General features: G+C 73.2%; 18 protein-coding genes. 7 read left to right on the top strand and 11 right to left on the bottom strand.

What is annotated here, in order from left to right; genetic code table 11:
- The 4 genes from ACFVFS_RS36635 to ACFVFS_RS36620 form a co-directional block, all read right to left on the bottom strand.
- On the bottom strand, positions 1–185 hold a 185-nt coding region (locus ACFVFS_RS36635), incomplete at its 3' end, for a hypothetical protein (RefSeq protein ID WP_380629289.1).
- A 518-nt stretch (positions 186–703) separates the two neighbouring features.
- Positions 704–1846, bottom strand: a complete 1143-nt coding sequence (locus tag ACFVFS_RS36630; RefSeq protein WP_380629288.1) for a PP2C family protein-serine/threonine phosphatase — start codon at positions 1844–1846, stop codon at positions 704–706.
- Positions 1847–2238: 392 nt separating this feature from the next.
- The gene (locus ACFVFS_RS36625; RefSeq protein WP_380629287.1) at positions 2239–2730 is read right to left on the bottom strand and encodes a ribose-5-phosphate isomerase; all 492 of its coding nucleotides are present in this window, start codon (positions 2728–2730) and stop codon (positions 2239–2241) included.
- Between the two features lie 71 nt (positions 2731–2801).
- The gene (locus ACFVFS_RS36620) at positions 2802–3401 is read right to left on the bottom strand and encodes a biotin transporter BioY (RefSeq protein ID WP_380629286.1); all 600 of its coding nucleotides are present in this window, start codon (positions 3399–3401) and stop codon (positions 2802–2804) included.
- Between the two features lie 300 nt (positions 3402–3701).
- Between ACFVFS_RS36620 and ACFVFS_RS36615 the strand changes: the two genes are divergently transcribed.
- Positions 3702–5114 (top strand): amino acid permease, encoded by a 1413-nt coding sequence (locus tag ACFVFS_RS36615; RefSeq protein WP_380629285.1) that lies wholly within the window; start codon positions 3702–3704, stop codon positions 5112–5114.
- A gap of 62 nt (positions 5115–5176) precedes the next feature.
- Here the strand turns inward: ACFVFS_RS36615 and ACFVFS_RS36610 are convergent, their stop codons facing one another.
- Positions 5177–5827 carry a DsbA family protein gene (locus ACFVFS_RS36610; protein WP_380629284.1) on the bottom strand — a complete coding sequence of 217 codons (651 nt, stop codon included), beginning with the start codon at positions 5825–5827 and terminating at the stop codon, positions 5177–5179.
- A 242-nt stretch (positions 5828–6069) separates the two neighbouring features.
- Here ACFVFS_RS36610 and pepN point away from each other — a divergent pair, with 242 nt between their 5' ends.
- Positions 6070–8634 carry an aminopeptidase N gene (gene pepN / locus ACFVFS_RS36605; protein WP_380629283.1) on the top strand — a complete coding sequence of 855 codons (2565 nt, stop codon included), beginning with the start codon at positions 6070–6072 and terminating at the stop codon, positions 8632–8634.
- Between the two features lie 76 nt (positions 8635–8710).
- Here pepN and ACFVFS_RS36600 read toward each other — a convergent pair whose 3' ends face one another.
- Together ACFVFS_RS36600 and acnA are read right to left on the bottom strand one after the other, a co-directional pair.
- Positions 8711–10060, bottom strand: coding sequence for a glycoside hydrolase family 18 protein (locus ACFVFS_RS36600; protein ID WP_380629282.1), 1350 nt, complete (start codon positions 10058–10060; stop codon positions 8711–8713).
- Positions 10061–10275: 215 nt separating this feature from the next.
- A complete protein-coding gene (acnA, locus tag ACFVFS_RS36595) occupies positions 10276–12939 on the bottom strand; it encodes an aconitate hydratase AcnA (protein WP_380629281.1) in 2664 nt (887 codons plus the stop codon).
- Positions 12940–13281: 342 nt separating this feature from the next.
- Between acnA and ACFVFS_RS36590 the strand changes: the two genes are divergently transcribed.
- From ACFVFS_RS36590 to ACFVFS_RS36575, 4 genes are all read left to right on the top strand, one after another.
- Positions 13282–13818, top strand: coding sequence for a SigE family RNA polymerase sigma factor (locus tag ACFVFS_RS36590; RefSeq protein ID WP_380629280.1), 537 nt, complete (start codon positions 13282–13284; stop codon positions 13816–13818).
- Between the two features lie 54 nt (positions 13819–13872).
- Positions 13873–14925, top strand: coding sequence for a hypothetical protein (locus ACFVFS_RS36585; RefSeq protein WP_380629278.1), 1053 nt, complete (start codon positions 13873–13875; stop codon positions 14923–14925).
- A gap of 38 nt (positions 14926–14963) precedes the next feature.
- Positions 14964–15371, top strand: a complete 408-nt coding sequence (locus ACFVFS_RS36580; protein ID WP_376095899.1) for a type II toxin-antitoxin system VapC family toxin — start codon at positions 14964–14966, stop codon at positions 15369–15371.
- A 104-nt stretch (positions 15372–15475) separates the two neighbouring features.
- Positions 15476–16036 carry a superoxide dismutase family protein gene (locus tag ACFVFS_RS36575; protein WP_380629277.1) on the top strand — a complete coding sequence of 187 codons (561 nt, stop codon included), beginning with the start codon at positions 15476–15478 and terminating at the stop codon, positions 16034–16036.
- A gap of 9 nt (positions 16037–16045) precedes the next feature.
- On the opposite strand, the gene argF is transcribed toward ACFVFS_RS36575, so the two are convergent.
- The 3 genes from argF to ACFVFS_RS36560 all read right to left on the bottom strand — a co-directional run bounded on the left by argF (position 16046) and on the right by ACFVFS_RS36560 (position 21493).
- On the bottom strand, positions 16046–17047 hold the full coding sequence (gene argF / locus ACFVFS_RS36570) for an ornithine carbamoyltransferase (RefSeq protein WP_380629276.1): 1002 nt from the start codon (positions 17045–17047) through the stop codon (positions 16046–16048).
- 109 nt (positions 17048–17156) lie between these two features.
- Positions 17157–19862 carry a polynucleotide kinase-phosphatase gene (locus ACFVFS_RS36565; RefSeq protein ID WP_380629275.1) on the bottom strand — a complete coding sequence of 902 codons (2706 nt, stop codon included), beginning with the start codon at positions 19860–19862 and terminating at the stop codon, positions 17157–17159.
- Complete coding sequence (locus tag ACFVFS_RS36560) at positions 19859–21493, bottom strand: 3' terminal RNA ribose 2'-O-methyltransferase Hen1 (RefSeq protein ID WP_380629274.1); 1635 nt, start codon at positions 21491–21493, stop codon at positions 19859–19861. Before ACFVFS_RS36560 ends, ACFVFS_RS36565 begins: the two co-directional genes overlap by 4 nt.
- A 127-nt stretch (positions 21494–21620) precedes the next feature.
- On the opposite strand from ACFVFS_RS36560, the gene dapD reads away from it, so the two are divergent.
- Positions 21621–22616 (top strand): 2,3,4,5-tetrahydropyridine-2,6-dicarboxylate N-succinyltransferase, encoded by a 996-nt coding sequence (gene dapD / locus ACFVFS_RS36555; RefSeq protein WP_380629273.1) that lies wholly within the window; start codon positions 21621–21623, stop codon positions 22614–22616.
- A 148-nt stretch (positions 22617–22764) separates the two neighbouring features.
- Here the strand turns inward: dapD and ACFVFS_RS36550 are convergent, their stop codons facing one another.
- Positions 22765–23268, bottom strand: a complete 504-nt coding sequence (locus tag ACFVFS_RS36550) for a hypothetical protein (RefSeq protein WP_380629272.1) — start codon at positions 23266–23268, stop codon at positions 22765–22767.
- Positions 23269–23497 lie beyond the last annotated feature (229 nt).

The following is a 23497-nucleotide window of genomic DNA, read 5'->3' as shown; positions in this document are numbered from 1 at the left end:
ATGTTGGAGATGGACTTGGCGATCTCGTTCAGGAAGTCCTGGATCGGCTGGGCGGCGGTGCTCTGGTTGAGCATGAAGCCGAACAGGGCGGCCAGGATGAAGTGCCCGGGCTTCAGCTGCTTCTGGCGGATGAAGATGAAGCAGATGATGCCGAACAGGACCAGCGCGGAGACGGAGAGTGCCACCCGGACTCACTTCCTCGTTTCATAGCGGGGCGCCACCGGCTGACGGCCCCTGTGAAGCCGGACCCCGGCCTGTCCGACGGTCCCGAGGCGGAACGGCAGATCGTCCGGCACGTCGAGGCCGGAGGGAAGGCCGCACGCTACGACCGCACGGTGTCCGTCGTGCCGCATGTGACGCCCCCCATCCCCCGAATCCTGAACAGTCCCGCCCGGACTCAGTGTGGTCGACCGTGCCGATTGCGTAAAGGTCTGACAGTCGGTCGAACGCCGATATCCTGCGATGCGAGACGAGTTTCCGCCGACCGAGACGATAGCCGAGACATCCTGACGAATCGTCGGCGGGGCGCCGCTGAGCGGCCGGGAAACGTCCGGCGGGGCGGACCGGAACCGGCAGGTCCGCTCTGCTCGCGGGGTGACGGAATTGGCTGAAGATCAGCTCCGGGGCTTGACAAGCAGCTGCCGTTGGCACATGCCGCCGCGCCGCCCGCGCGAGGGGGCCCGGAGCCCCCGTTCCGCGCCGCTCAGTCGCGCCAGAACAGCAGGACCGCGCGGTCGTCGTTGATGTCCCGGGCGACCGTCTCGATCAGCCGGGACGCCGCGCCGCCGACGGCTCCCGGGCCGCCGCCCGGCACCAGCCGGTCCGCCTCGCCCATCAGCCGGTCCATTCCCTCCGAGAGGTCCCGGCCGGGCGCCTCGACCATGCCGTCGGTGCACAGCATCAGGACGTCGCCGCGGTTCAGCCGCCCCCGCACGCCCTCGAACTTGGCGCCGTCGTAGATGCCGAGCGCCGGGCCCTCCAGCGCCTCCTTGACCTCCCAGCGGCCGGCGCCCGCCAGCCGCTGCATCCCGGGCAGGTGCCCGGCCGAGAGCAGCTCGTACTCGCCGGTGTCCAGGTCCAGCACCAGGTGCACGGCGGTCGCGAAGCCCTCCTCCCAGGACTGCCGCAGCAGGTAGCCGTTGGCGGCGGGCAGGAAGTCGTGCGCGGGCAGCGAGCCGAGCAGCCCGCCGAACGCGCCGGAGAGCAGCAGCGCCCGCGAGCCGGCGTCCATGCCCTTGCCGGAGACGTCCGCGAGGACCACCTCCAGCACCCGCCGGCCGGGGCCGGTGCGGTCGGCGACCACGAAGTCGCCCGAGAAGGACTGCCCGCCGGCCGGGCGCAGCGCCATGTCGGCGTGCCAGCCGTCCGGCAGCCGGGGCACCCGGCTCTGCACCCGCAGCCGCTCGCGCAGGTCGAAGAGCATCGTCGAGCCGCCCCACCAGGGCACGCCGACCCGGCTGCGGAACTGGGCCAGCAGCAGGCCGCCGACCCCGGCCGCGCCGACCACCAGGGCGGCGCCGGGGGTGACCCCGTAGGTGTAGGCCTCGGGGTGGTCGCTGGCCACCCGCTGGCCGGTGTGGATGACCGACTCGGCGGACAGGCCGAGCGCGGCCAGCGCGTAGAGCACCACCAGCGAACCGGGGCGCAGCAGCAGGGCCGCCGCCAGGATCGGCAGGACCAGCGCGGTGGGCGGGGCCCAGGCGGGCCACCAGACGTTGAGCAGGATCAGCAGCGGGACCAGCAGGGAGAGCGCGCAGAGCACCGGCCAGTCGGCGGCGCCGCCGCGGAACCAGTCCACAGCGGCGGTGCGCAGCCTTCGGCGGACCCGGCGGAGCCTCTTGCGCAACCGGGCCGTCACGGGGTCGGACGCCGGGGCGGCGCCGGGCCTCGTCGCAGTCGTCTGGGGCGGTGTGCCCGGCGCTCTGCCAGCCATGAGGACCGACCATATCCAGCGCCCCCGCCCGGCGTCGACGGGCCGGGCGGGGGCGGGGGCGGGGTGGCGCGGGCGCGTCAGCGGGTTTCGGCCGATTGCGCAGGGCTGCGGCCGGAGCGTCAGGAGGCGTACGGGCACAGGGCGTACGAACCGCCCGGACGGCGCGCTCCGTCGCGCGGGCGGTCGCGCGCGGGGCGCGCCGGTGCGCGCGCTGTGGCCGATCACACAGCGGTCTTCGAGTGGTCTCCCAGCGGGCTCCCAGCCGCCGTCCGGCCGCCGGGAGGGGGCGGGACGGGCGGGAGGGGTCAGCCCTCCTGCTGCGGGTGGTGGGCCGGGATCGGCGGGAGCTCGCCGGTGGTCTCGTACACGCTGAGCATGTCGATCCGGCGGGTGTGCCGCTCGTCGCCGCTGTACGGGGTGTTGAGGAAGACCTCGACGAACCTGGTGGCCTCGTCCTCGGTGTGCATCCGCCCGCCGATGGAGATCACGTTGGCGTTGTTGTGCTCGCGGCCGAGCGCGGCGGTCTGCTCGCTCCAGGCCAGCGCCGCACGGACGCCCTTGACCTTGTTGGCGGCGATCGCCTCGCCGTTGCCCGAACCGCCGATCACGATGCCCAGCGACTGCGGGTCGGAGGCGGTGCGCTCGGCGGCGCGCAGGCAGAACGGCGGGTAGTCGTCGAGGGCGTCGTAGATGTGCGGCCCGCAGTCGACCGGCTCGTGGCCGGCCTCCTTGAGCCACTCCACGAGGTGGTTCTTCAGTTCGTATCCGGCATGGTCGGAGCCCAGGTACACGCGCATGCCCATGAGTGTGGCATGCGCGCGGACCCGGGCTCCGCAGGGGGCGACGCGTCCGGCGGGACCGGCCGCTCTCAGCGGCGGCCGAGGAGCTTCCAGGCCAGCGGGAGGGCGCCGGCCGCGAGGGCGGCCTTCAGGGCGTCGCCGACCAGGTACGGGTAGAGGCCGAGCTCGGCGGCGCGTGCCAGCGGGACGTCGAGGGCGAACGCGAGGTAGGGCACGCCGACCGCGTAGATGGCGAGGCTGCCGAGGACCATCGCGACGGCGGTGCGGGCCGGCGAGCGGTCGGCGCCGCGCCGGGCCAGCGCGCCGACCAGGCCGGCGGCCAGCACGAAGCCGATCGCGTAGCCGAGCGAGGGCATCGACCAGCCGGAGGCGCCCTCGGCGAACCACGGCACGCCCGCCATGCCGGCCAGCAGGTAGAGGCCGAGCGAGGCGACGCCGCGGCGGGTGCCGAGCGCGGTGCCGACCAGCAGGGCGGCGAAGGTCTGGCCGGTGACCGGCACCGGGGAGCCGGGGACGTTCACCGACAGCTGGGCGGCCAGGCCGGTGAGCGCGGCGCCGCCGGCGACCAGGGCGAGGTCGCGGGCCTGGGTGCCGAGCCGGCTGCCGGCGGCGGGCAGCAGGTCGGCCAGAACGGCGCGGCTCGGAACGGGGGTGCTGGCGGTGGCCATCGGGCTTCTCCTCGGCACGGCGGGATCCGGACGATCGAAGGATCAGCGGATCGAGTGGGTGATCACTCCGAACCTACGCGGCGATCACGCCGAACACCGTCAGGGATCCGGACAAAGCCCCGGCCGCCCTCCTTGTCGGGTCCCGACCCACCGGGGCGACGGAGCGTGATCGCGAGCGCCCGGACTGTCACCATGGGGTCCGCATGCTGATCCCGGACCGGACATTCTTGGCATGCACAGCCGCGTCACCGGATATTGGACAGCTCGCACCGCATGTCGAACAGTCTGGATCCACCCCCCATGGCCCCCACCTCCGCGACCACCGCGCCGCCCGGGACCAGCGCACCCGATTCCCCGGCCGCCGGCCAGCAGCTCTCGCACGGGCTCAAGCAGCGCCACCTCTCGATGATCGCGCTCGGCGGCGTCATCGGCGCCGGCCTGTTCGTCGGCTCCGGCGCGGGCATCGCCGCGGCCGGACCCGCCATCATCCTGGCCTTCGTGCTCTCCGGCCTGCTGGTCATGCTGATCATGCGGATGCTCGGCGAGATGTCCGCGGCCCGCCCGGCCTCCGGCTCCTTCTCCGTGCACGCCGAGAAGGAGCTCGGCCCCTGGGCCGGGATCACCGCCGGCTGGATGTACTGGGTGATGCTCTGCTGCGGCGTCGCCGCCGAGGCCACCGCCGCCGGAAAGATCGTCAACGGCTGGATCCCCGGCGTCTCCGCCTGGATCTGGGTCGCCCTGTTCATGGTGTTCTTCTGCGCCAGCAACCTCACCGCGGTGAAGAACTTCGGCGAGTTCGAGTTCTGGTTCGCCGCCGTCAAGGTCGCCGCGATCATCGCCTTCCTGGTGCTGGGCGGCCTCGGCGTCGCCGGCGTGCTCGGCCCCGGCGCCCCCGGCACCGCCAACCTCACCGGCCAGGGCGGCTTCCTGCCCACCGGCGTCAGCGGACTGATCGTCGGCCTGCTCGCCTCCGTCTTCGCCTACGGCGGCCTGGAGACCGTCACCATCGCCGCCGCCGAGTCCAAGGACCCCCGGCGCAACGTCGCCAACGCCGTGCGCACCGCCGTCTGGCGGATCGCGGTCTTCTACATCGGCTCGATGGCGCTGGTCGTCACCCTGGTCTCCTGGAAGGACCCGGCGGTCGTCGCCGACGGCCCCTACGTCACCGTGCTGCGCCACCTCGGGGTGCCCGGCGCCGGGACGATCATGCAGTTCGTCGTCCTGATAGCGCTGCTGTCCGCGATGAACGCCAACATCTACGGCGCCTCCCGGATGGCCTACTCGCTGGTCGGCCGCGGCCAGGGCCCGCGCGCCCTCGCCAAGGTGTCCGGCGGCGTCCCCCGGCGCGCCGTGCTCGCCTCCTGCCTGTTCGGCTTCGCCGCCGTCCTGGCCGCCAAGTTCTGGCCCGCCACCGTCTTCACCTGGCTGATGAACACCACCGGCGTCGCCATCCTGGTCGTCTGGCTGTTCATCTGCGTCGTCCAGCTGCGGATGCGCCGCCGCCTGGAGCGCGAGGCGCCCGAACTGCTCACCGTGCGGATGTGGGGCTTCCCGTACCTGACCTGGATCGCGATGGCCGCCGTCGCCGGCATCCTCGCCCTGATGACCACCACCGAGGGCAACCGGCAGCAGCTGTACGCGGCCGGGGTGCTGGTCGTGCTGCTCAGCGCCGCCGGGCTGCTCAAGCAGCGCCGGGACGCCGCCCGCGGCTGACGGGGAGACGAGGAGGGGCCCGGTACCGCGCGGTACCGGGCCCCTGCTCGTGCGTCCCGCGGCTACTCGAAGGACGGGCTCGCGGTGCGGGTCCGCTTGATCTCGTAGAAGCCCGGCGTCGAGGCCACCAGCAGGGTGCCGTCCCACAGCCGGGCCGCGGCCTCGCCGCGCGGGATCGGCGTCACCACCGGGCCGAAGAACGCGACCCGCCCGCCGTCCGCGCCCTCGACCGCGATCACCGGGGTGCCGACGTCCTCGCCGACCAGGGTGATGCCCGCCTTGTGCGACAGGCGCAGCGCCTCGTCGTGCGCGTCGGTGCCGACCGCCTCCGCCAGCTCCACCGGCAGCCCGGCCGCGACCAGCGCCGCCTCGATCGTCTCCCGGTTCTGCGGCAGGCCCTGGTTGTGGAAGCGGGTGCCCAGCTCGGTGTAGAGCCGGCCCAGCACCTCGTCGCCGTGCTGCTTCGCGGCCGCGATGCAGACCCGCACCGCGCCCCAGGCGTTGTCCAGCAGCTCCCGGTACTGCGGCGGCAGGTCCCGGTCCTCGTTGAGCACCGACAGGCTCATCACGTGCCAGTTCACGTCCACCGGGCGCAGTTGCTGGACCTCGATCAGCCAGCGGGACGTCATCCAGGCCCACGGACAGGCCGGGTCGAACCAGAAGTCGGCGGTCTTGCGCTCGGCGGCGCCGGCGGCACCAGCGGAAGTCGTCACGGCTGTCGTCCTTCGAGAATCGTCCGGGAAGATGCGTGTCGGGAGCCGTAGGGGCACAGCGGCCCCGTCCCCCAGAGCGGCAACGCCCGGCCCGGGCCGCTGATTCCGGCCCACCCGTCCGAGTTGTGCAATGGTACCGGCGCGGGGGGCGTGAAAGGATGCCCCCGCAGCACCACAGCGCGCCGCACCACCGCACCAGCGAAGACCGCACCACCGTGCGAGCCGGACAAAGGAGTACCGCCGTGCCGGGCAAGAACCTGAGCCGCGACGAAGCCCAGCAGCGGGCCAGCATCCTCACCGTGGACGCCTACCGCGTCCGGCTGGACGTGACCTCGGCCCCCGACCCCGCGGCCGCCACCTTCCGTTCCACCACCACCATCGCCTTCCGCTGCGCCGAGCCGGGCGCGTCGACCTTCGTCGACCTGCTCGCCCCCGCCGTGCGCGCCGTCACCCTCAACGGCCGCGCCCTCGACCCGGCCGCCGCCTACGACGGCGCCCGGGTGCACGTCGACGGCCTCGCCGCCGAGAACGTACTCACCGTCGAGGCCGACTGCGCCTACAGCCGCACCGGCGAGGGCCTGCACCGCTTCACCGACCCCGCCGACGGCGAGACCTACCTCTACACCCACTACGAGCCCGCCGACGCCCGCCGGGTCTTCGCCACCTTCGAACAGCCCGACCTGAAGGCCCCCTTCACCTTCACCGTCAGCGCGCCGGCCGCCTGGGACGTCTGGTCCAACGCGCCGCACCAGGCCGTCACCGCCGAGGACGGCGCCCGCACCTGGGAGTTCGCGCCGACGCAGCCGATCTCCACGTACCTCACCGCCGTCGTCGCCGGTCCCTACCACGTCGCCCGCGACCACTACAGCCGCACCCTCGACGACGGCACCGTGCTGGACATCCCGCTCTCCGCGATGTGCCGCCGCTCGCTCGCCCCGTACTTCGACGCCGACGAGATCCTCGGCGTCACCAAGCTCGGACTCGACTTCTTCCACGAGCGGTTCGCCTACCCGTACCCCTTCGGCAAGTACGACCAGGCGTTCGTCCCCGAGTACAACATCGGCGCCATGGAGAACCCCGGCTGCGTCACCTTCCGCGAGGAGTTCGTCTTCCGCTCGAAGGTCACCGACGCCGCCTACGAGGGCCGCGCCAACGTCGTCCTGCACGAGATGGCGCACATGTGGTTCGGCGACCTGGTCACCATGCGCTGGTGGGACGACCTGTGGCTGAAGGAGTCCTTCGCCGACTTCATGGGCTCCTACGGCCTGGTCGGCGCCGGCACCCGCTACCAGTCGGCCTGGGTCACCTTCGCCAACCAGCGCAAGGCCTGGGCCTACCGGCAGGACCAGTTCCCCACCACCCACCCGATCACCGCGGACATCCGCGACCTCGAGGACGCCAAGCTCAACTTCGACGGCATCACCTACGCCAAGGGCGCCTCGGTGCTCAAGCAGCTGGTGGCCTACGCCGGGGCCGAGGCCTTCTTCGAGGGCGCCCGCCGCTACTTCCAGCGGCACGCCTTCGGCAACACCGAACTCGCCGACCTGCTGGACATCCTGGAGGAGACCAGCGGCCGCGACCTCGAGTCCTGGGCCGCCGCCTGGCTGCAGACCGCCGGCGTCAACACCCTCACCCCGCAGCTCACCGCCGACGCCGAGGGCCGGATCACCGAGCTCGCCGTCCTCCAGGACGGCGAGGTGCTGCGCCCGCACCGGATCGCGGTCGGCCTCTACGACCGGGACGACGACGGCGCGCTGGTGCGCACCGCGCGCTTCGAACTGGACGTCACCGGCGCCCGCACCGCCGTCGCCGAGGCCGTCGGCCTCGCCCGGCCCGCGCTCGTCCTGCTCAACGACGACGACCTGACCTACTGCAAGATCCGCTTCGACGAGGAGTCGCTGGAGACCCTGCGCACCGGCCTCGGCGACATCAAGGACGACCTGGCCCGCGCGCTCGCCTGGTCCGCCGTCTGGAACCTCACCCGGGACGCCCTGATGCCGGCCCGCGACTACGTCGCGCTGGTGCTGCGGTTCGCCGGCCAGGAGGCCAACATCGGTGTCCTGCAGTCGCTGCACACCCAGGCCAAGGGCGCCGTCGACCTCTACGCCGACCCGGCCTGGCGCGGCGAGGGCGGCCGGCTGCTCGCCGACGGCGCGCTGCACGAGCTGCGCGCCGCCGCCCCCGGCGGCGACCACCAGCTGGCCTGGGCCCGCTTCCTGGCGCAGACCGCGAACGGCTCCGAGCACCTCGGCCTGGTCCGCGGCCTGCTGGCCGGCACCGCCCGGATCGACGGCCTGGAGGTCGACCAGGAGCTGCGCTGGTCGCTGTGGCTGGCGCTGGCCGCGGCCGGCCAGGCCGGCGAGGAGGAGCTGGCCGGGGAGCTCGCCGCCGACAACACCGCCGGAGGCCGCCGCCAGCACACCCAGTGCCTGGCCGCCCGCCCCACCCCGGAGGCCAAGGCCGCCGCCTGGTCCGCCGTGATCGACTCCGACGAGCTGCCCAACGCGCTGGTCGAGGCCAACATCGCCGGCTTCGCGGTGCCCGGGCACCGCGACCTGACCGCCCTGTACGCCGGGCCCTACTTCAAGCTGCTGGAGCGGGTCTGGGCCGAGCGGACGATCGAGATCGCGATGCGCATCGTCGGCGGCTTCTTCCCGCAGGCGCAGGTGGACGAGGCCACCCTGGCCGAGGCGGACGGCTGGCTGGCCGGGCACCCGGACGCGGCGCCCGCGCTGCGCAGGCTGGTGCTGGAGCGCCGGGACGACCTGGCCCGCGCCCTGCGGGCGCAGGCCTGCGACCGGGTCTGAGCCGACCGACGGGAGGGCCCGCCGCGACGCGCGTCGCGGCGGGCCCTCCCGTTCTCAGCGGGCGGTCAGCGCCGGCTCACTTGCCGCGCAGGCCCTTGTCCAGGGCGGCGATCCCGCTGCCCTGCGCGTCGTCGCCGTCCAGCGACCAGACCATCACACCGGCCAGGTCGTTCCAGCGGGCGTAGCGGGCCTTCGCGGTGAGCACCTCGGCCGAGTCGAAGCTGTAGAAGGTGTTGCCGTCGTACTTCCAGGACGCGCCGTGGTCGCGGTCCAGGTAGGTGGTGCCGGGCAGCGCGTTGATCTCCTTGTAGGAGAGGTCCGGCACGGTGCCGGTGGCCTTCTGGTAGAGGCCCCCGCGGCTGCCGGCCGGCACGCCGGTCCAGCCGTGGCCGTAGAACGGCGCGCCGAGGACGGTCTGCTGGGAGGGCAGGCCGCGCTGGGCGTAGTGGTCGACGGCCTTGTCGGCGCTGCGCTGGCGGGCGTCCGGGTCGGTGGGGTCGGAGTAGAGCGGGGCCTGGTGGTTGGCCGGGCCCTTGCCCTCCCACGGCCCGTGCAGGTCGTAGGTCATGAGGTTGAGCCAGTCGACGGAGGCCGACAGCTGGGGCAGCTCCAGCCGGTCGGCGACGGTCTCGTTGGCGGCGACGGCGGCGGTCAGCAGGTAGTGCTCGGGCTTCTTGCCCTTGCCCCTGCCCGCGGCCTCGGCGCGCTCGGCGGCCAGCCCGTCCAGCTGCTTGCGGAACTCGGCCATCAGCAGGGTGAAGTTGCGGCCGTCCTCGGGGCGGACCACGTTGCCCGCGTCACCGCCGCCGCCCGGGTACTCCCAGTCGACGTCGATGCCGTCGAAGACGCCCGCGGCCGCGCCGGCGCCGCCCTCCGGGGAGTCGGCCAGCCGCGGCACGTCGCCCTTCATGTAGAGGTCGATGCAGGAGGAGACGAACTTCTTGCGGGCCTCGTCACTGGCGGCGGCGTCCGAGAAGTACTTGGACCAGCTCCAGCCGCCCAGCGAGATGACGACCTTGAGCTGCGGGTTCTGCGCCTTGAGCTTGCGCAGCTGGTTGAAGTGGCCCTTCAGTGCCTGGCCCGGGGCGTCGGCGACGCCGTCCACCGAGTCGGCGGCGGAGAAGGCGCGCTGGTAGTCGTTGTAGGCGTCGCCCTGGCCGGACTCGTTGCTCTCGAAGCAGGTGCCCTCGGCGGAGACGTTGCCGAAGGCGTAGTTGATCACGGTGAGCCGCCCGGCCTGGCCGGTCTCCTGGACGCGCTTGGCGGAGCTGTCGGCGCCCCACTGGGTGAAGTAGCCGACCCGCTGGCCCTTGAGCTTGGGGCCCTTGGCGCCGTCGGCGGCATGGGCCGTGGCGGTGGCGGCGGTGGAGGCGAGCAGCGCGGCGACGGTGGCGGCGGCGAGCAGGGCGGGGCGGCGAATGGGCATACCGGACCTATTCTCTGAAGCAGCGTCAATTGGTCTGGACCAGCTGGGAAAGAGGTTTAGTCCATAGCCCCCGCACCGCACAAGAGGACCGGCCGGGTCGGCGCACTATGCAAAAGGCCGGCAAAGCCGGGGCGGCCGGCGGGCGAAGCGCCGGGAACGACGGAGGAGGCCGGACCGCAGGTGCGGTCCGGCCTCCTCGGCGCTCAGCGCGGTACTCAGCCGTTGATCAGGCTGCGCAGCACGTACTGCAGGATGCCGCCGTTGCGGTAGTAGTCCGCCTCACCGGGGGTGTCGATGCGCACGACCGCGTCGAACTCCTTGGCGGTGCCGTCCGCGCCGACCGCCTTGACCTTGACGGTCGCCGGGGTACGGCCCTCGTTGAGCTCGGTCACGCCGGTGAAGGAGAAGGTCTCCTCGCCGGTCAGGCCGAGGGAGTCGGCGTTCTCGCCCTCCGGGAACTGCAGGGGCAGGACGCCCATGCCGATCAGGTTCGAGCGGTGGATGCGCTCGTAGGACTCGGCGATGACGGCCTTGACGCCGAGCAGCGCGGTGCCCTTGGCGGCCCAGTCGCGGGACGAGCCGGAGCCGTACTCCTTGCCGGCCAGGACGACCAGCGGGGTGCCGGCGGCCTGGTAGTTCTGCGAGGCGTCGTAGATGAACGACACCGGGCCGTCGGCCTGGGTGAAGTCGCGGGTGTAGCCGCCCTCGGTGCCCGGCGCGATCTGGTTGCGCAGGCGGATGTTGGCGAAGGTGCCGCGGATCATGACCTCGTGGTTGCCGCGGCGCGAGCCGTAGGAGTTGAAGTCGCGCTTCTCGACACCGTTGGCGGTCAGGTACTGCGCCGCCGGGGTGCCCGGCTTGATGTTGCCGGCCGGGGAGATGTGGTCGGTGGTGACCGAGTCGCCCAGCTTGGCCAGGACGCGGGCGCCGGCGATGTCGGTCACCGGGCTCGGGGTCTTGGCCATGCCCTCGAAGTACGGGGGCTTGCGGACGTAGGTGGACTCGGCGTCCCACTCGAAGGTGTTGCCGGTCGGGACCGGGAGCGACTGCCAGCGGTGGTCGCCGGCGAAGACGTCCTGGTAGCCCTTGTCGAACATGGCCTCGTCGATGGAGCCGGCGACGGTGTCGGCGACCTCCTGCTCGGACGGCCAGATGTCGGCGAGGAAGACGTCGTTGCCGTCGGCGTCCTGGCCCAGGGCGTCCTTGGTGATGTCGACGTTCATGTTGCCGGCGAGGGCGTAGGCGACCACCAGCGGCGGGGAGGCCAGGTAGTTCATCTTGACGTCGGGGTTGATCCGGCCCTCGAAGTTGCGGTTGCCGGAGAGCACCGAGACGACGGCCAGGTCGGACTCGTTGACCGCGGCCGAGACCTCCTCGGGCAGCGGGCCCGAGTTGCCGATGCAGGTGACGCAGCCGTAGCCGACCAGGTTGAAGCCCAGCTTCTCCATGTACGGGAGGAGGCCGGCCTTCTCGTAGTAGTCCATGACGACCTTGGAGCCGGGCGCCAGGGTGGTCTTGACCCAGGGCTTGACCGTCAGGCCCTTCTCCACGGCCTTCTTCGCCAGCAGGGCGGCGCCCAGCATGACGGAGGGGTTGGAGGTGTTGGTGCAGGAGGTGATCGAGGCGATCACGACCGCGCCGTTGTCGATCTCGTAGGACGCGCCGCCGGGGGCGGTGACGGCGGTCGGCTTGGAGGCCTCGGCGGAGTAGGTCGGCAGCGCCTCGGCGAAGCGCTCGGCGGCCTCGGCCAGGACCACGCGGTCCTGCGGGCGCTTCGGGCCGGAGATCGACGGGACGACGGTGGAGACGTCCAGCTCCAGGTACTCGGAGTAGACCGGCTCGACCGACGGGTCGTGCCAGAGGCCCTGCTCCTTGGCGTACGCCTCGACCAGGGCGAGCTGCTGCTCGTCGCGGCCGGTGAGCTTCAGGTAGTTGATGGTCTCGGCGTCGATCGGGAAGATCGCGCAGGTCGAGCCGAACTCCGGCGACATGTTGCCGATGGTGGCGCGGTTGGCCAGCGGGATGGCGCCGATGCCGTCGCCGTAGAACTCGACGAACTTGCCGACCACACCGTGCTTGCGCAGCATCTCGGTGATGGTGAGCACCAGGTCGGTGGCGGTGGTGCCGGCCGGCAGCTCGCCGGTCAGCTTGAAGCCGACGACGCGCGGGATCAGCATGGAGACCGGCTGGCCGAGCATGGCGGCCTCGGCCTCGATGCCGCCGACGCCCCAGCCCAGCACGCCCAGGCCGTTGACCATGGTGGTGTGCGAGTCGGTGCCGACGCAGGTGTCCGGGTACGCCTGGCCGCCGCGGACCATGACGGTGCGGGCCAGGTGCTCGATGTTCACCTGGTGGACGATGCCGGTGCCCGGCGGGACGACCTTGAACTCGTCGAACGCGGTCTGGCCCCAGCGCAGGAACTGGTAGCGCTCCTTGTTGCGGCCGTACTCGATCTCGACGTTCTGGACGAAGGCGTCCGGGGTGCCGAACTTGTCGGCGATGACGGAGTGGTCGATGACCAGCTCGGCCGGGGCCAGCGGGTTGATCTTGGCCGGGTCGCCGCCCAGCTCCTTGACGGCCTCGCGCATGGTGGCGAGGTCGACGACGCACGGCACGCCGGTGAAGTCCTGCATGATCACGCGGGCCGGCGTGAACTGGATCTCCTGGCTCGGCTGGGCGTCGGCGTCCCAGTCACCGAGGGCACGGATGTGGTCGGCGGTGATGTTGGCGCCGTCCTCGGTGCGGAGCAGGTTCTCCAGCAGCACCTTGAGGCTGTAGGGCAGCCGCTCGGACCCCTCGACGGCGGAGAGCTTGAAGATCTCGTACGACTCGTCGCCCACCTGCAGCGAGCTGCGGGCGTCGAAGCTGTTCGCGGACACGACTGACTCCTTCTAGGTGCTTCGTGCGGTATCCGGCCGCCACGGTGGTAAGGTCACCCTTACTTAGGCTGACCTTGCCCGCACCGCCGGTGAGCGCCTCTCGGCAAGTATCTTGATGTCGAGATATATCGTAAGGCGGAGTTATCTCGATGTCGAGATAAACCATAGTGCATGCCGCGACGTCCGCCACGTCGGCACCACCCCCAGCCTGCCCCCACCGGGCCCATCCGCGCCGAACCCCCGCCGAACCCTTCCGTAACGCGGCCCCCGGGCTCACGCGTCTATCCGGGCGCAGGGGGCGGACGGACACCGCCCCGCGGACGCGGAGGGGCGGGGAACAGCGTGATCGGGAAGACACGACGGGCCGGGGAGAACACCGAGTTCGAGGCCTTCGCCCACGCCCGCGGACAGCACCTCTTCCGCACCGCCCTGCTGCTCTGCGGGGACTGGCACCTCGCCGAGGACCTCACCCAGACGACCCTCGCCAAGCTCTACGCCGCCTGGCCCAAGGTCCGCCGCGCCGACAGCCAGGACGCCTACGCCCGCGGCGTGCTCGTCCGCACCTACCTCTCCCACCGGCGGCTGCGGCGCAGCGGCGAACGGCCCGCCTTCGGCGACCTGCCGGAGCCGCCCGGCAGCACCGCCCCGGCGGCCGGCGACCCGGCCCTGCGGGTCACCCTGCTCGCCGCGCTCGCCGAACTCCCCCGCCGGGACCGGGCCGTCCTGGTCCTGCGCTACTGGGAGGACCGCAGCGTCGAGGAGACCGCCGCCGAACTCGGCGTCAGCCCCGGAGCGGTGCGCAGCCAGGCGCTGCGGGCCCTCGGGCGGCTGCGCGGCGTGCTCGGGCCGCAGGCCGCGGAGCAGCTCACCGCGTCCTGACGCCTCGCACGGACCTGCTCGTCCCACTCTTTCGGAAGGAACCGAGGAACCACCATGGACGAACTGAACGACACCGCCGCCGACGGCCGAGGGCTGTCCGCCACCTTCACGCAGGCGGTGGGCGGCGTCGGGGCCGACCTCGGCCCGCTGGTCGCCGGCGCCGCCGCGCAGGGGCGGCGCATCCGGCGCCGGCGTCGCACCGCCGTCACCGGCGCGGTCGCGGCCGTCGCCGTGCTGGCGACCGGCGGCGCGGTCGCCCTGCAGCCCGGCGACGGGTCCGCGGCGGACGACCGGATCCGGGCCGCGTCATCGACCGGGCACGAGCAGCAGGTTCCGGGCACCGGGGCCAACGCCGGCAAGGTCGCCCTGACCGGCCACGCCGCCCTCCAGGCCCTCATCCAGGCCCTGCCGCCGGGCGGCACCACCTCCGGCTACTCCGGCAGCTCCACGGTCGCCGTCTGGAACGACCTCTCCTTCGGCGCCGACCCCTGGCCCGAGCCCGGCCGGCCCAGCGCGGAGAACTTCGGGCCCAGTCCGGCAGACCCCGGCGTGCGCAGTCGCGGCACCCTTTCCTACGACGACGGCACCGGTCCTGCCACCATCACCGTCGCGGTCAGCGGCAACATCGGCGGCGACAACTACTACGGCGACAGCACCGACCAGGCCAGGGCCCGGAGCCACGTCGCGTACGACTTCAGCTGCGGCATGGCCAACTTCGTCAATCAGCTCCAGCACTGTTCCGACGCCGTGCTTCCCGACGGCGGTCTCCTGCTCGTCACCGAGCAGGCCGAGGGCGACCGCCTCGTCCGCACCGTCGACCTCCTGCGCGCCGACCACACCCAGGTACGGGTCCGTGTCACCAATGCGGCGAAGGTGGCCGGCGCCTCCGGCTACACGCTGACCCGCAGCGGGCTGCCGCTCAGCCTCGACCAGCTCAAGGCCCTCGCGATGACCGCCGGCTTCCAGGACTGGATCACCCCCGGGACTGCGCAGCAGGCCGAGCAGGCCGTCCAGCCGTTCCAGCCGGAGCCGCTCTCCACTCCGCGCTACACCACGGTCTACGTTCCGGCCGACCCGGCGACCGGCGACCCCGCCCCGGTACGGTGACCCCGGAGTGACACGCCGGGAATGACAGGGGGCCGACGGTGATCGTGGTGGACGCGTCCGCGCTGGTGCTGGCGCTGGCCGACGAGGGCGAGCGCGGGAACGCGGCGCGTGCCGAGCTGGCCGCGGGCGGCGAGTGGGTGGCGCCCGAGCACGTCGTCATCGAGGTGATGCAGTCGCTGCGCGGCCTCTACCTCGCGCGCGAGCTCACCGCCGAACGGGTCGGCGAACTCGCCGCCGAACTGCCCGGGCTGGCGATCCGGAAGGTCCCGGTCGAACCGCTGCTCGGGCGGATCTGGGAGCTGAAGGACAACCTCACCCCGGACGACGCCGCCTACGTGGCGGTGGCGGAGCGGTTCGGGGCGCCGCTGGTCACGGCCGACCTTCGGCTGATGCGGGCCAGCGGACCGCGCTGCGAGATCCGGGGGATCCGGCGGGCCGACGGGTAGCACGGGCGGGTGGCGCGGGCGGGTGCGGGGGCGTGTCCGGGGGGCGGTGCGCGCCGTTGAACGGGGCGTCCGGCCTCCCGGCCCCCACACGAAGAGGTTCGCCGATGCCCGCTCCGCTCGCCGCCGCGCTGCTCCCGTTCGCCCTGCTGGCGCCCGCCGCCGGCCCGTTCGCGGCCCCGTTCGCGGTCACCGAGGCCGACTTCGACCCGGCCACCGCGTTCGTCCCGCCGGCCGCCGTCAGCCACGCGCCGGACCTGGTGCCGTACGGCTCGCACGTCCGGGTGGTGGTGGACCGCTCGCTGCCCGGGCGGACCGTCCTGACCGTGACCGTGGCCGGGGTGGCCGCCGACCACGCGTTCCCGGTGCACCTGCACACCCGGGCATGCGGGGCCGACCCGGCCGCGTCCGGCCCGCACTACCAGGACGTGGTGGACCCGGTCAGCCCGTCCACCGACCCCGCGTACGCCAACGAGCGCAACGAGCTGCGGCTCACCCTGCGCACCGACGGGCGGGGCGGGGGCGGTGCCTCCGCCGCGGTGGCCTGGCGGCCCCGGGCGGGCGAGGCCCGCTCGCTGGTGCTGCACGCGGGCGAGCCGGCCGGGGCACACGGCGCGGCCGACCGGGCCGCCTGTGTGAACCTGGAGGGCGCGGACGGGGCGCGGTAGCGGCCGCCGTCAGCCGCCGAGGGTGGCGACCAGGACCGCCTTGATGGTGTGCAGGCGGTTCTCGGCCTGGTCGAAGACCACCGAGTGCGTCGACTCGAACAGCTCGTCGGTGCACTCCAGCTCGGCCATGCCGGTCTCCTCGAACAGCTGCCGGCCGACCACCGTGCCCAGGTCGTGGAAGGCCGGCAGGCAGTGCAGGAACTTCACGTGGGGGTTGCCGGTGGCGCGCACGGTCTCCATCGACACCTGGTACGGCTTGAGCAGCGCGATCCGCTCGGCCCAGACCTCCTTGGGCTCGCCCATCGAGACCCAGACGTCGGTGTAGAGGAAGTCGGCCCCGGCCACACCCTCGGCGACGTCCTCGGTGAGGGTGATCCGGGCGCCGCTGGTCTCCGCGAGCGCCTGCGCGGCCTTGCGAACGTCCTCGTCCGGCCACAGCGCGCGCGGCGCCACGATCCGGATGTCCAGGCCCAGCAGCGCGCCGGTGACCAGCAGCGAGTTGCCCATGTTGGAGCGGGCGTCGCCGAGGTAGGCGAGCGCCACCTCGGTGAGCGGCTTGGTGGTGTGCTCGGTGACGGTGAGCACGTCGGCGAGCATCTGGGTGGGGTGCCACTCGTCGGTGAGGCCGTTCCAGACCGGCACCCCCGCGTGCGCGGCCAGCTCCTCGACCACCGCCTGGCCGTGGCCGCGGTACTCGATGCCGTCGAACATCCGGCCGAGCACCCGGGCGGTGTCCTTGATCGACTCCTTGTGGCCGATCTGCGAGCCAGCCGGGTCCAGGTAGGTGGTGGTGGCGCCCTGGTCGTGGGCGGCGACCTCGAAGGCGCAGCGCGTCCGGGTGGAGGTCTTCTCGAAGATCAGCGCGATGTTCCTGCCGCGCAGCCGGGGCTGCTCGGTGCCCGCGTACTTCGCCGCCTTGAGCGTGGCGGCGAGGTCCACCAGGAAGCGGAACTCCTGGGCCGTGAAGTCGAGCTCCTTGAGGAAGTGCCTGTTCCGGAGGTTGAAGGCCATGCCGGGCTCCTGGGTGTGACGATGACGGTGACGGGCGGGCGGAAAGCAGCAAGTCTATACGATGCTCAGAATTTCTATGCAAAGCCTGCCGCCCCGCCCGCCCGTCCCCTCAGAGTCGCGGATCAACCGGCTCGGACTCCAGGGCGAGGACCGCGAAGACCGGCTCGTGCACCCGCCAGAGCGGCTCGCCCGCCGCCAGGCGGTCCAGCGCCTCCAGGCCGAGCGCGTACTCACGCAGCGCCAGCGAGCGCTTGTGCCCGAGGAAGCGCTGGCGCAGCCGGTCCAGGTGCTCGGTGTAGTCCGGGCCGTAGATGATCCGCAGGTACTCGCGCCCGCGCACCTTCACCCCGGGCTGGACCAGCCCGCCGGGCCTGCCCTGCCCCGCCCGGCCACGCACCAGCGAGGCCAGCGGCTTGACCACCATGCCCTCGCCGCCCGCCGCTGTCAGCTCCTCCCACCAGGCGACGCCCGCGGCGAGCGACGCCTCGTCGGCGGTGTCCACCACCAGGCGGCCGGTCCGGTGCAGCAGCGGGGCGGCGGCCGGGTGGGCCGCCGGGTGGGCCGCCGGGTGGGCCTCGGCGCGGGCCTCAGCCCCCTGCGCCTCCGCCACCAGCGCCCCGTCCGCGTCGACCAGCCGGTCGATCCAGGCGAGGTGCTCGTCGTGCGGGCGCACCGCGAGGTTCGCCCCCTCGGCGGCCAGCACCTGGAACGGCGCCAGCCGGATCCCGGCCAGGCCCTCGGTCGGCCAGCAGTACCGCCGGTACGCCTCGGTGAACGCCTGCGCGTCGGCGGCGCGCTGCCGCTGGCGCCCGGTCAGCGCGGCCACGTCCAGGCCGCGCCCGCCCGCCAGCTCCAGCGCGGCCAGCACCTGCGGCAGCGCCGCGCCGGCCGCGGCGCCGACCGCCGCGTACTGGCGGCGCAGCAGCTCGACCGCCTTCAGCGACCACGGCATCAGCTCGGCGTCCAGCAGCAGCCAGTCGGTGCGCAGTTCCTCGAACAGCCCGGACCGCTCGGCGGCCGCCCGCAGCCGGTCCAGCACCGCGGCGGTGAGCGCGTCGTCCCCGAGGAACGCCCGGCCGGTACGGGTCCAGATCGCGCCCGGGCCGACCGGTCCGAACCGCTTCTCCAGCGCCGCCCCGTCCCGGGCCACCAGGACCACCGCGCGGGAGCCCATGTGCTTCTCCTCGCAGATCACCCGCTCGACGCCGTCGGCCCGGTAGGCGGCGAAGGCCTCGTCCGGGTGCTCCAGGTAGCCGGGCCGGCCCGAGGTCGCGCTCGGCGCCATGGTCGGCGGCAGGTAGGTGAGCAGCCGGGGGTCGATCGCGAACCGGCTCATCACCTCCAGGGCCGCCGCCGCGTTCTCCTCCCGGACCGCGACCCGGCCGTGCAGCGAGGTCTCCACCACCCGGCGGCCCGCCACGTCGGCGAGGTCCAGCGGGCGGCCCTCGCGGGCGCCCGGCGCGTCCGTGCGCATCGGCCGCACCGGCGCGTACCACTCCTGCTCGGCCTCGACGCCGACCAGCTCCCGCTCCGGGTAGCGCAGCGCGGTCAGGCTGCCGCCGAAGACGGCGCCGGTGTCCAGGCAGATGGTGTTGTTGAGGAAGCTCGCCACCGGAACCGGCGTGTGGCCGTAGACCACCAGCGCCCGGCCCCGGTACTCCTCCGCCCACGGGTAGCGCACCGGCAGGCCGTACTCGTCGGTCTCACCGGTGGTGTCCCCGTACAGGGCGTGCGAGCGCACCCGGCCGGAGGCCCGGCCGTGGTACTTCTCCGGCAGGCCGGCGTGGCAGACCACGAGGGCGCCGCCGTCCAGCAGGTAGTGGCTGACCAGGCCGCGGATGAACGCCCGGACCTCGGCCCGGAACTCCTCGGACTCCTCCGCCAGCTGGTCCAGCGACTCCTGGAGGCCGTGCGAGACGGTGACCTTCTTGCCGTCCATCGCCCGGCCGAGCTTGTTCTCGTGGTTGCCGGGCACGCAGATCGCGTGCCCGGCCGCCACCATGCCCATCACCAGGCGCAGCACGCCCGGCGTGTCCGGGCCGCGGTCGACCAGGTCGCCGACGAAGACGGCCGTACGCCCCTCGGGGTGCACCGCGTCCACCGGGCGCCCCGCGTCGTCCCGGACCAGGGTCCAGCCGAGGCGGGTGAGCAGGGTCTCCAGCTCCGCGCGGCAGCCGTGGACGTCGCCGACGATGTCGAACGGGCCGGTGAGGTGGCGCAGGTCGTTGAAGCGCTTCTCCGGCACGATCTCGGCGGCCTCGACCTCGGCCTCGCCGCGCAGGATGTGCACCTTGCGGAAGCCCTCGCGCTCCAGGCCGCGCAGGGAGCGGCGCAGCTCGCGGTGCTGGCGCGGCACCACGTGCGCGGGCAACTGGCGGTCGGGGCGGGAGCGGTTGCGCTCGGCGCAGACGCCCGGCGGGACGTCCAGCACGATGGCGATCGGCAGCACGTCGTGGTCGCGGGCGATCCCGACCAGTCGGCGGCGGGCCTCCGGCTGGACGTTGGTGGCGTCCACGACGGTCAGCCGGCCGGCGGCGAGGCGCTTGCCGACGATGTAGTGCAGGACGTCGAAGGCCTCGGCGGAGGCGGACTGGTCGTTCTCGTCGTCGGCCACCAGGCCGCGGCAGAAGTCCGAGGAGACGACCTGGGTGGGTAGGAAGTGCTTGCGGGCGAAGCTGGACTTGCCCGCGCCGCTGGTGCCGATCAGGACGACCAGGGAGACGTCGGTCACCGGCAGGCGGCGGGGGGCGGCCGGTGCCGTCGGTGCGGTCGGTGCGGCGTCGGCGGGCTGGATCGCGTCGGTCTCGTCGGTCATCGGGTCTCGCCCCCTTCGGGCGTCGTGCTGTCGGTGCTGTCGGTGCTGCTGGTGCTGCCCGTGCTGCCGGTGCTGCCGGTGTTCTCGGTGCTGTCCGCGGCGGCCGGGTTCCCGCCGGGCTCCGCCCCGTCGCCGAGGCGGAACAGGGCGAGCTGGGTCGGGGCGCCGACCTCGTCGTCCTGCGGGCCGACCGGGCGGATGTCGACCGTGTAGCCGTACGCGGCGGCGACCCTTTCGGCCCAGGTCCGGAACTCGGCGCGGTCCCACTCGAAGCGGTGGTCGGCGTGCCGCAGGTGGCCGGCGGGCAGGCTCTCCCACCGGACGTTGTACCCGGCGTTGGGCGTCGTGACGACCACCGCCGGCGGCCGGGCCGCGCCGAACACGGCGTACTCCAGGGCGGGCAGCCGCGGCAGGTCCAGGTGCTCGATCACCTCGCAGAGCACGGCCGCGTCGAAGCCCTTCAGCCGCGCGTCCGTGTACGTCAGCGCGCCCTGCACCAGCCGCACCCGGTTCGCCTGACGCTCCGGCATCCGGTCCATCCGCAGCCGGCGGGCGGCCGCGGACAGCGCCCGAACCGAGACGTCCACGCCCAGCACCTCGGTGAAGCGCGGGTCCTTCAGCAGCGCGCCGATCAGCTCGCCCTGGCCGCAGCCGAGGTCGGCCACGCGCGCCGCGCCGACCTCGCGCAGCGCGGCCAGGATCGCCGCGCGGCGCTGCTCGGCCAGCGAGGGCGGCCGCTGCTCGCTCCGGTCCTGCTCCTGTCCCTGTCCCTGCCCGTGCTCGGTCTCCTCGGCGGCGTCGTCGACCGCGTTGTCGACCTCATCGGCCTCGCGGTCGTCGGCCTCCGCCAGCCGGGCCAGCTCCAGGCGCTCCATCGCCCGCCGGGTCAGCGACCAGCGCCGCGACAGGTAGCGGCGGGTGATCAGGGCCCGCTCCGGGTGGCCGGCCAGCCAGCCCTCGCCGGCGGCGAGCAGCTTGTCGACCTCGTCCGGGGCGACCCAGTAGTGCTTGGCGCCGTCCAGCGCCGGCAGCAGCACGTAGAGCTGCTGGAGCGCGTCGGCCAGCCGGACCCGCTCCGCCGACAGCTCCAGCCGGACGTAGCGCGACTCACCCCACTCGGGGAAGGCCTCGTCCAGCGGGATCGCCGTCGCCTCCACCTGCCAGCCCAGCGGCTCGAAGAGGCGGACCACCATCGCCACGGCCGCGCCCTCGGCGGTGTGGCCACCGCCGACCGGCACGGCCGGCAGCGAGATCCGCAGGGGGCGGGGCCGGTCGGCCAGCCCGGGGCGGGCCTCGCAGACGCCCTTCATCGCCGTCCGGAACACCGTCCGCAGCGCCACCGCGAGCAGCGAGGAGGCCGCGTAGGGGCGGTCGTTGACGTACTGGGCGAGCGCGAGGTCGGGTGAGCCGGCGCGTCCCTTGCCCCGGCCGTTGCGGACCAGGGCGATCGGGTCGACGTCGAGCAGCAGCGCGGCGGTGCAGGCCTCGTCGCCCGCCTCCGGGTAGAAGACGTGCGCCTCGCCGTGCGCCGTGGAGAACCGCTGGACCTTGCCGGGGTGCTTGTGCAGCAGAAACCCCAGGTCAGTGGCCGGGCTCTCGGCGGTACCTGTGGTGGAGATCGACATGAACACCCGTCGGAGTATTGCCGAGGTCGGGCTCCCCCGGCACCGCATTTTGCCGCCGCCGACGGCCGACGGGCCTGGTCCGGACGGTGGGCGTGTTCGGCAGCGGCGGCCCGGATTCGTTAACGTGCACGATGTGACTGCAGAATCCACCACCCCCGTGAGCGGCGCCGTTGCCGCAGGTCTGGCCACCATCGCCGCGGACGGCACCGTCCTCGACACCTGGTACCCGGCTCCCGCGCTGACCGCCGAGGCCGGTCCGGCCGGGACCGTCCTCCTGACCGCCGAGCAGGCCGAGGCCGAGGCCGAGCTGGGCGCGGGCGCCGCCGAGGCGCTGCGCGCCGACGCCCGCCGCGGCGTCGAGGTGGTCGCCGTGCGCACCACCATCGCCTCGCTGGACGAGAAGCCGCTCGACACGCACGACGTCTACCTGCGTCTGCACCTGCTCAGCCACCGTCTGGTCCGGCCGCACGGTCTGAACCTGGACGGCATCTTCGGCCTGCTGGCCAACGTCGCGTGGACCAGCATCGGCCCGGTCCCGGTGGACAAGGTCGAGCAGGCCCGGCTCGCCGTGCGCGCCCAGGGCGGGCAGCTCGCCGTCTTCGGGATCGACAAGTTCCCGCGGCTGACCGACTACGTCGCCCCGTCCGGCGTGCGCATCGCCCACGCGGACCGCGTCCGCCTCGGCGCGCACCTGGCCGCGGGCACCACCGTGATGCACGAGGGCTTCGTCAACTTCAACGCCGGCACCCTCGGCACCTCGATGGTCGAGGGCCGGATCAGCGCGGGCGTCGTGGTCGGCGACCACAGCGACATCGGCGGCGGCGCCTCGATCATGGGCACCCTGTCGGGCGGCGGCAAGCAGGTCGTCTCCGTCGGCGAGCGCTGCCTGCTCGGCGCCAACGCGGGCATCGGCATCTCCCTCGGCAACGACTGCGTCGTCGAGGCCGGCCTCTACGTCACCGCCGGCACCCGGGTCACCACCCCGGACGGCACCGTGGCCAAGGCCGTCGAGCTGTCCGGCCAGGACAACCTCCTCTTCCGCCGCAACTCCCAGACCGGCGCCGTCGAGGTCATCGCCCGCTCCGGTTCCTGGGGCGGCCTCAACGCCGACCTCCACGCCCACAACTGACCGACGCGGCAAACCTGGTGCCGGGCTTCGAGACCTCCTCGAAGCCCGGCATCGCCCGTTCTCGGGCCCGCAACCCCGCTCCGGGGTACGCCCCGGAGCCCGGCGGGGCTGTCGGGACCGTCCGCCTCCACGTCGGCGAGGCCGCGGCCTAGCTCCGGTAGTCGTACCTCTTCGCGTCGCTCGGCACGCCGGGGGCGTCCGGCCCGGACATCCATCCCTCGGGGCAGCGCAACACGGCATCGATGAACGGCGTCGGTGGCAGGTAGTCGTGACTGCTCACGTAGTGGGCTATGAGCGTCGGCGCCGCGAAGACCTCCCCGGCGGTGGCGGGAACGCGGATCTCACCGTTGCCCAGGAAGAGCGGACCGCCCTTGTGCTCAACGGTCAGCAGGCCGATCCGCGCTTCACCTCGCGGGCACAGCTCGCAGACGTGGAAGCCCCGCGTCTGGTTCACGTTCTGCCAACGGACGATGTCGAGGAGCCGGGCAAGGAAGTCCACACGGCCGGGCCCCACCGTGTACCCGTGCTCTCCGCTCAGCCAACCCACGTTGATTCGGCGGTAGGGCGGCGCGAAGGAAGCGTAGTAGGACCCAGCGGCCACGACGTCCTCGGAGAAGTTGCTGTAGGCGCTGAGATCGCGGGAATAGGTCATGGCAGCTGTCTAACACGCCGTGGGGGCGATCCACCCGCTTCAGGAGTTCTCCTCCGACGCCGACGGCATGGGCACACTCGACGGGTGGCCCTCGCTCTCGCCGAGCGGGGGCCACCCGGACTCACACGTGCTGGTCGAACTCGCCGGCTTTGATGGACTTCAGGAAGTCGGCCCCGCCGACTTCCTGCTCCAGGGCTTCCGGTGGCGGGCTTCGAGGCATGTCTCGAAG

It is taken from the genome of Kitasatospora sp. NPDC057692 (assembly GCF_042799475.1).
Taxonomy (GTDB): Bacteria; Actinomycetota; Actinomycetes; order Streptomycetales; family Streptomycetaceae; genus Kitasatospora.
Note: the sequence above shows the minus strand (reverse complement) of the source record. Positions and strands in the feature narration are given on the sequence as shown.

Excerpts from the sequence above, each read along its gene's own strand:
- ACFVFS_RS36625 (WP_380629287.1), bottom strand. The coding sequence starts at position 2,730 with ATGCGCGTGTACCTGGGCTCCGACCATGCCGGATACGAACTGAAGAAC.
- ACFVFS_RS36620 (WP_380629286.1), bottom strand. The coding sequence starts at position 3,401 with ATGGCCACCGCCAGCACCCCCGTTCCGAGCCGCGCCGTTCTGGCCGAC.
- ACFVFS_RS36615 (WP_380629285.1), top strand. The coding sequence starts at position 3,702 with ATGGCCCCCACCTCCGCGACCACCGCGCCGCCCGGGACCAGCGCACCC.
- ACFVFS_RS36600 (WP_380629282.1), bottom strand. The coding sequence starts at position 10,060 with ATGCCCATTCGCCGCCCCGCCCTGCTCGCCGCCGCCACCGTCGCCGCG.
- ACFVFS_RS36585 (WP_380629278.1), top strand. The coding sequence starts at position 13,873 with ATGGACGAACTGAACGACACCGCCGCCGACGGCCGAGGGCTGTCCGCC.
- ACFVFS_RS36575 (WP_380629277.1), top strand. The coding sequence starts at position 15,476 with ATGCCCGCTCCGCTCGCCGCCGCGCTGCTCCCGTTCGCCCTGCTGGCG.
- argF (WP_380629276.1), bottom strand. The coding sequence starts at position 17,047 with ATGGCCTTCAACCTCCGGAACAGGCACTTCCTCAAGGAGCTCGACTTC.
- ACFVFS_RS36565 (WP_380629275.1), bottom strand. The coding sequence starts at position 19,862 with ATGACCGACGAGACCGACGCGATCCAGCCCGCCGACGCCGCACCGACC.
- ACFVFS_RS36550 (WP_380629272.1), bottom strand. The coding sequence starts at position 23,268 with ATGACCTATTCCCGCGATCTCAGCGCCTACAGCAACTTCTCCGAGGAC.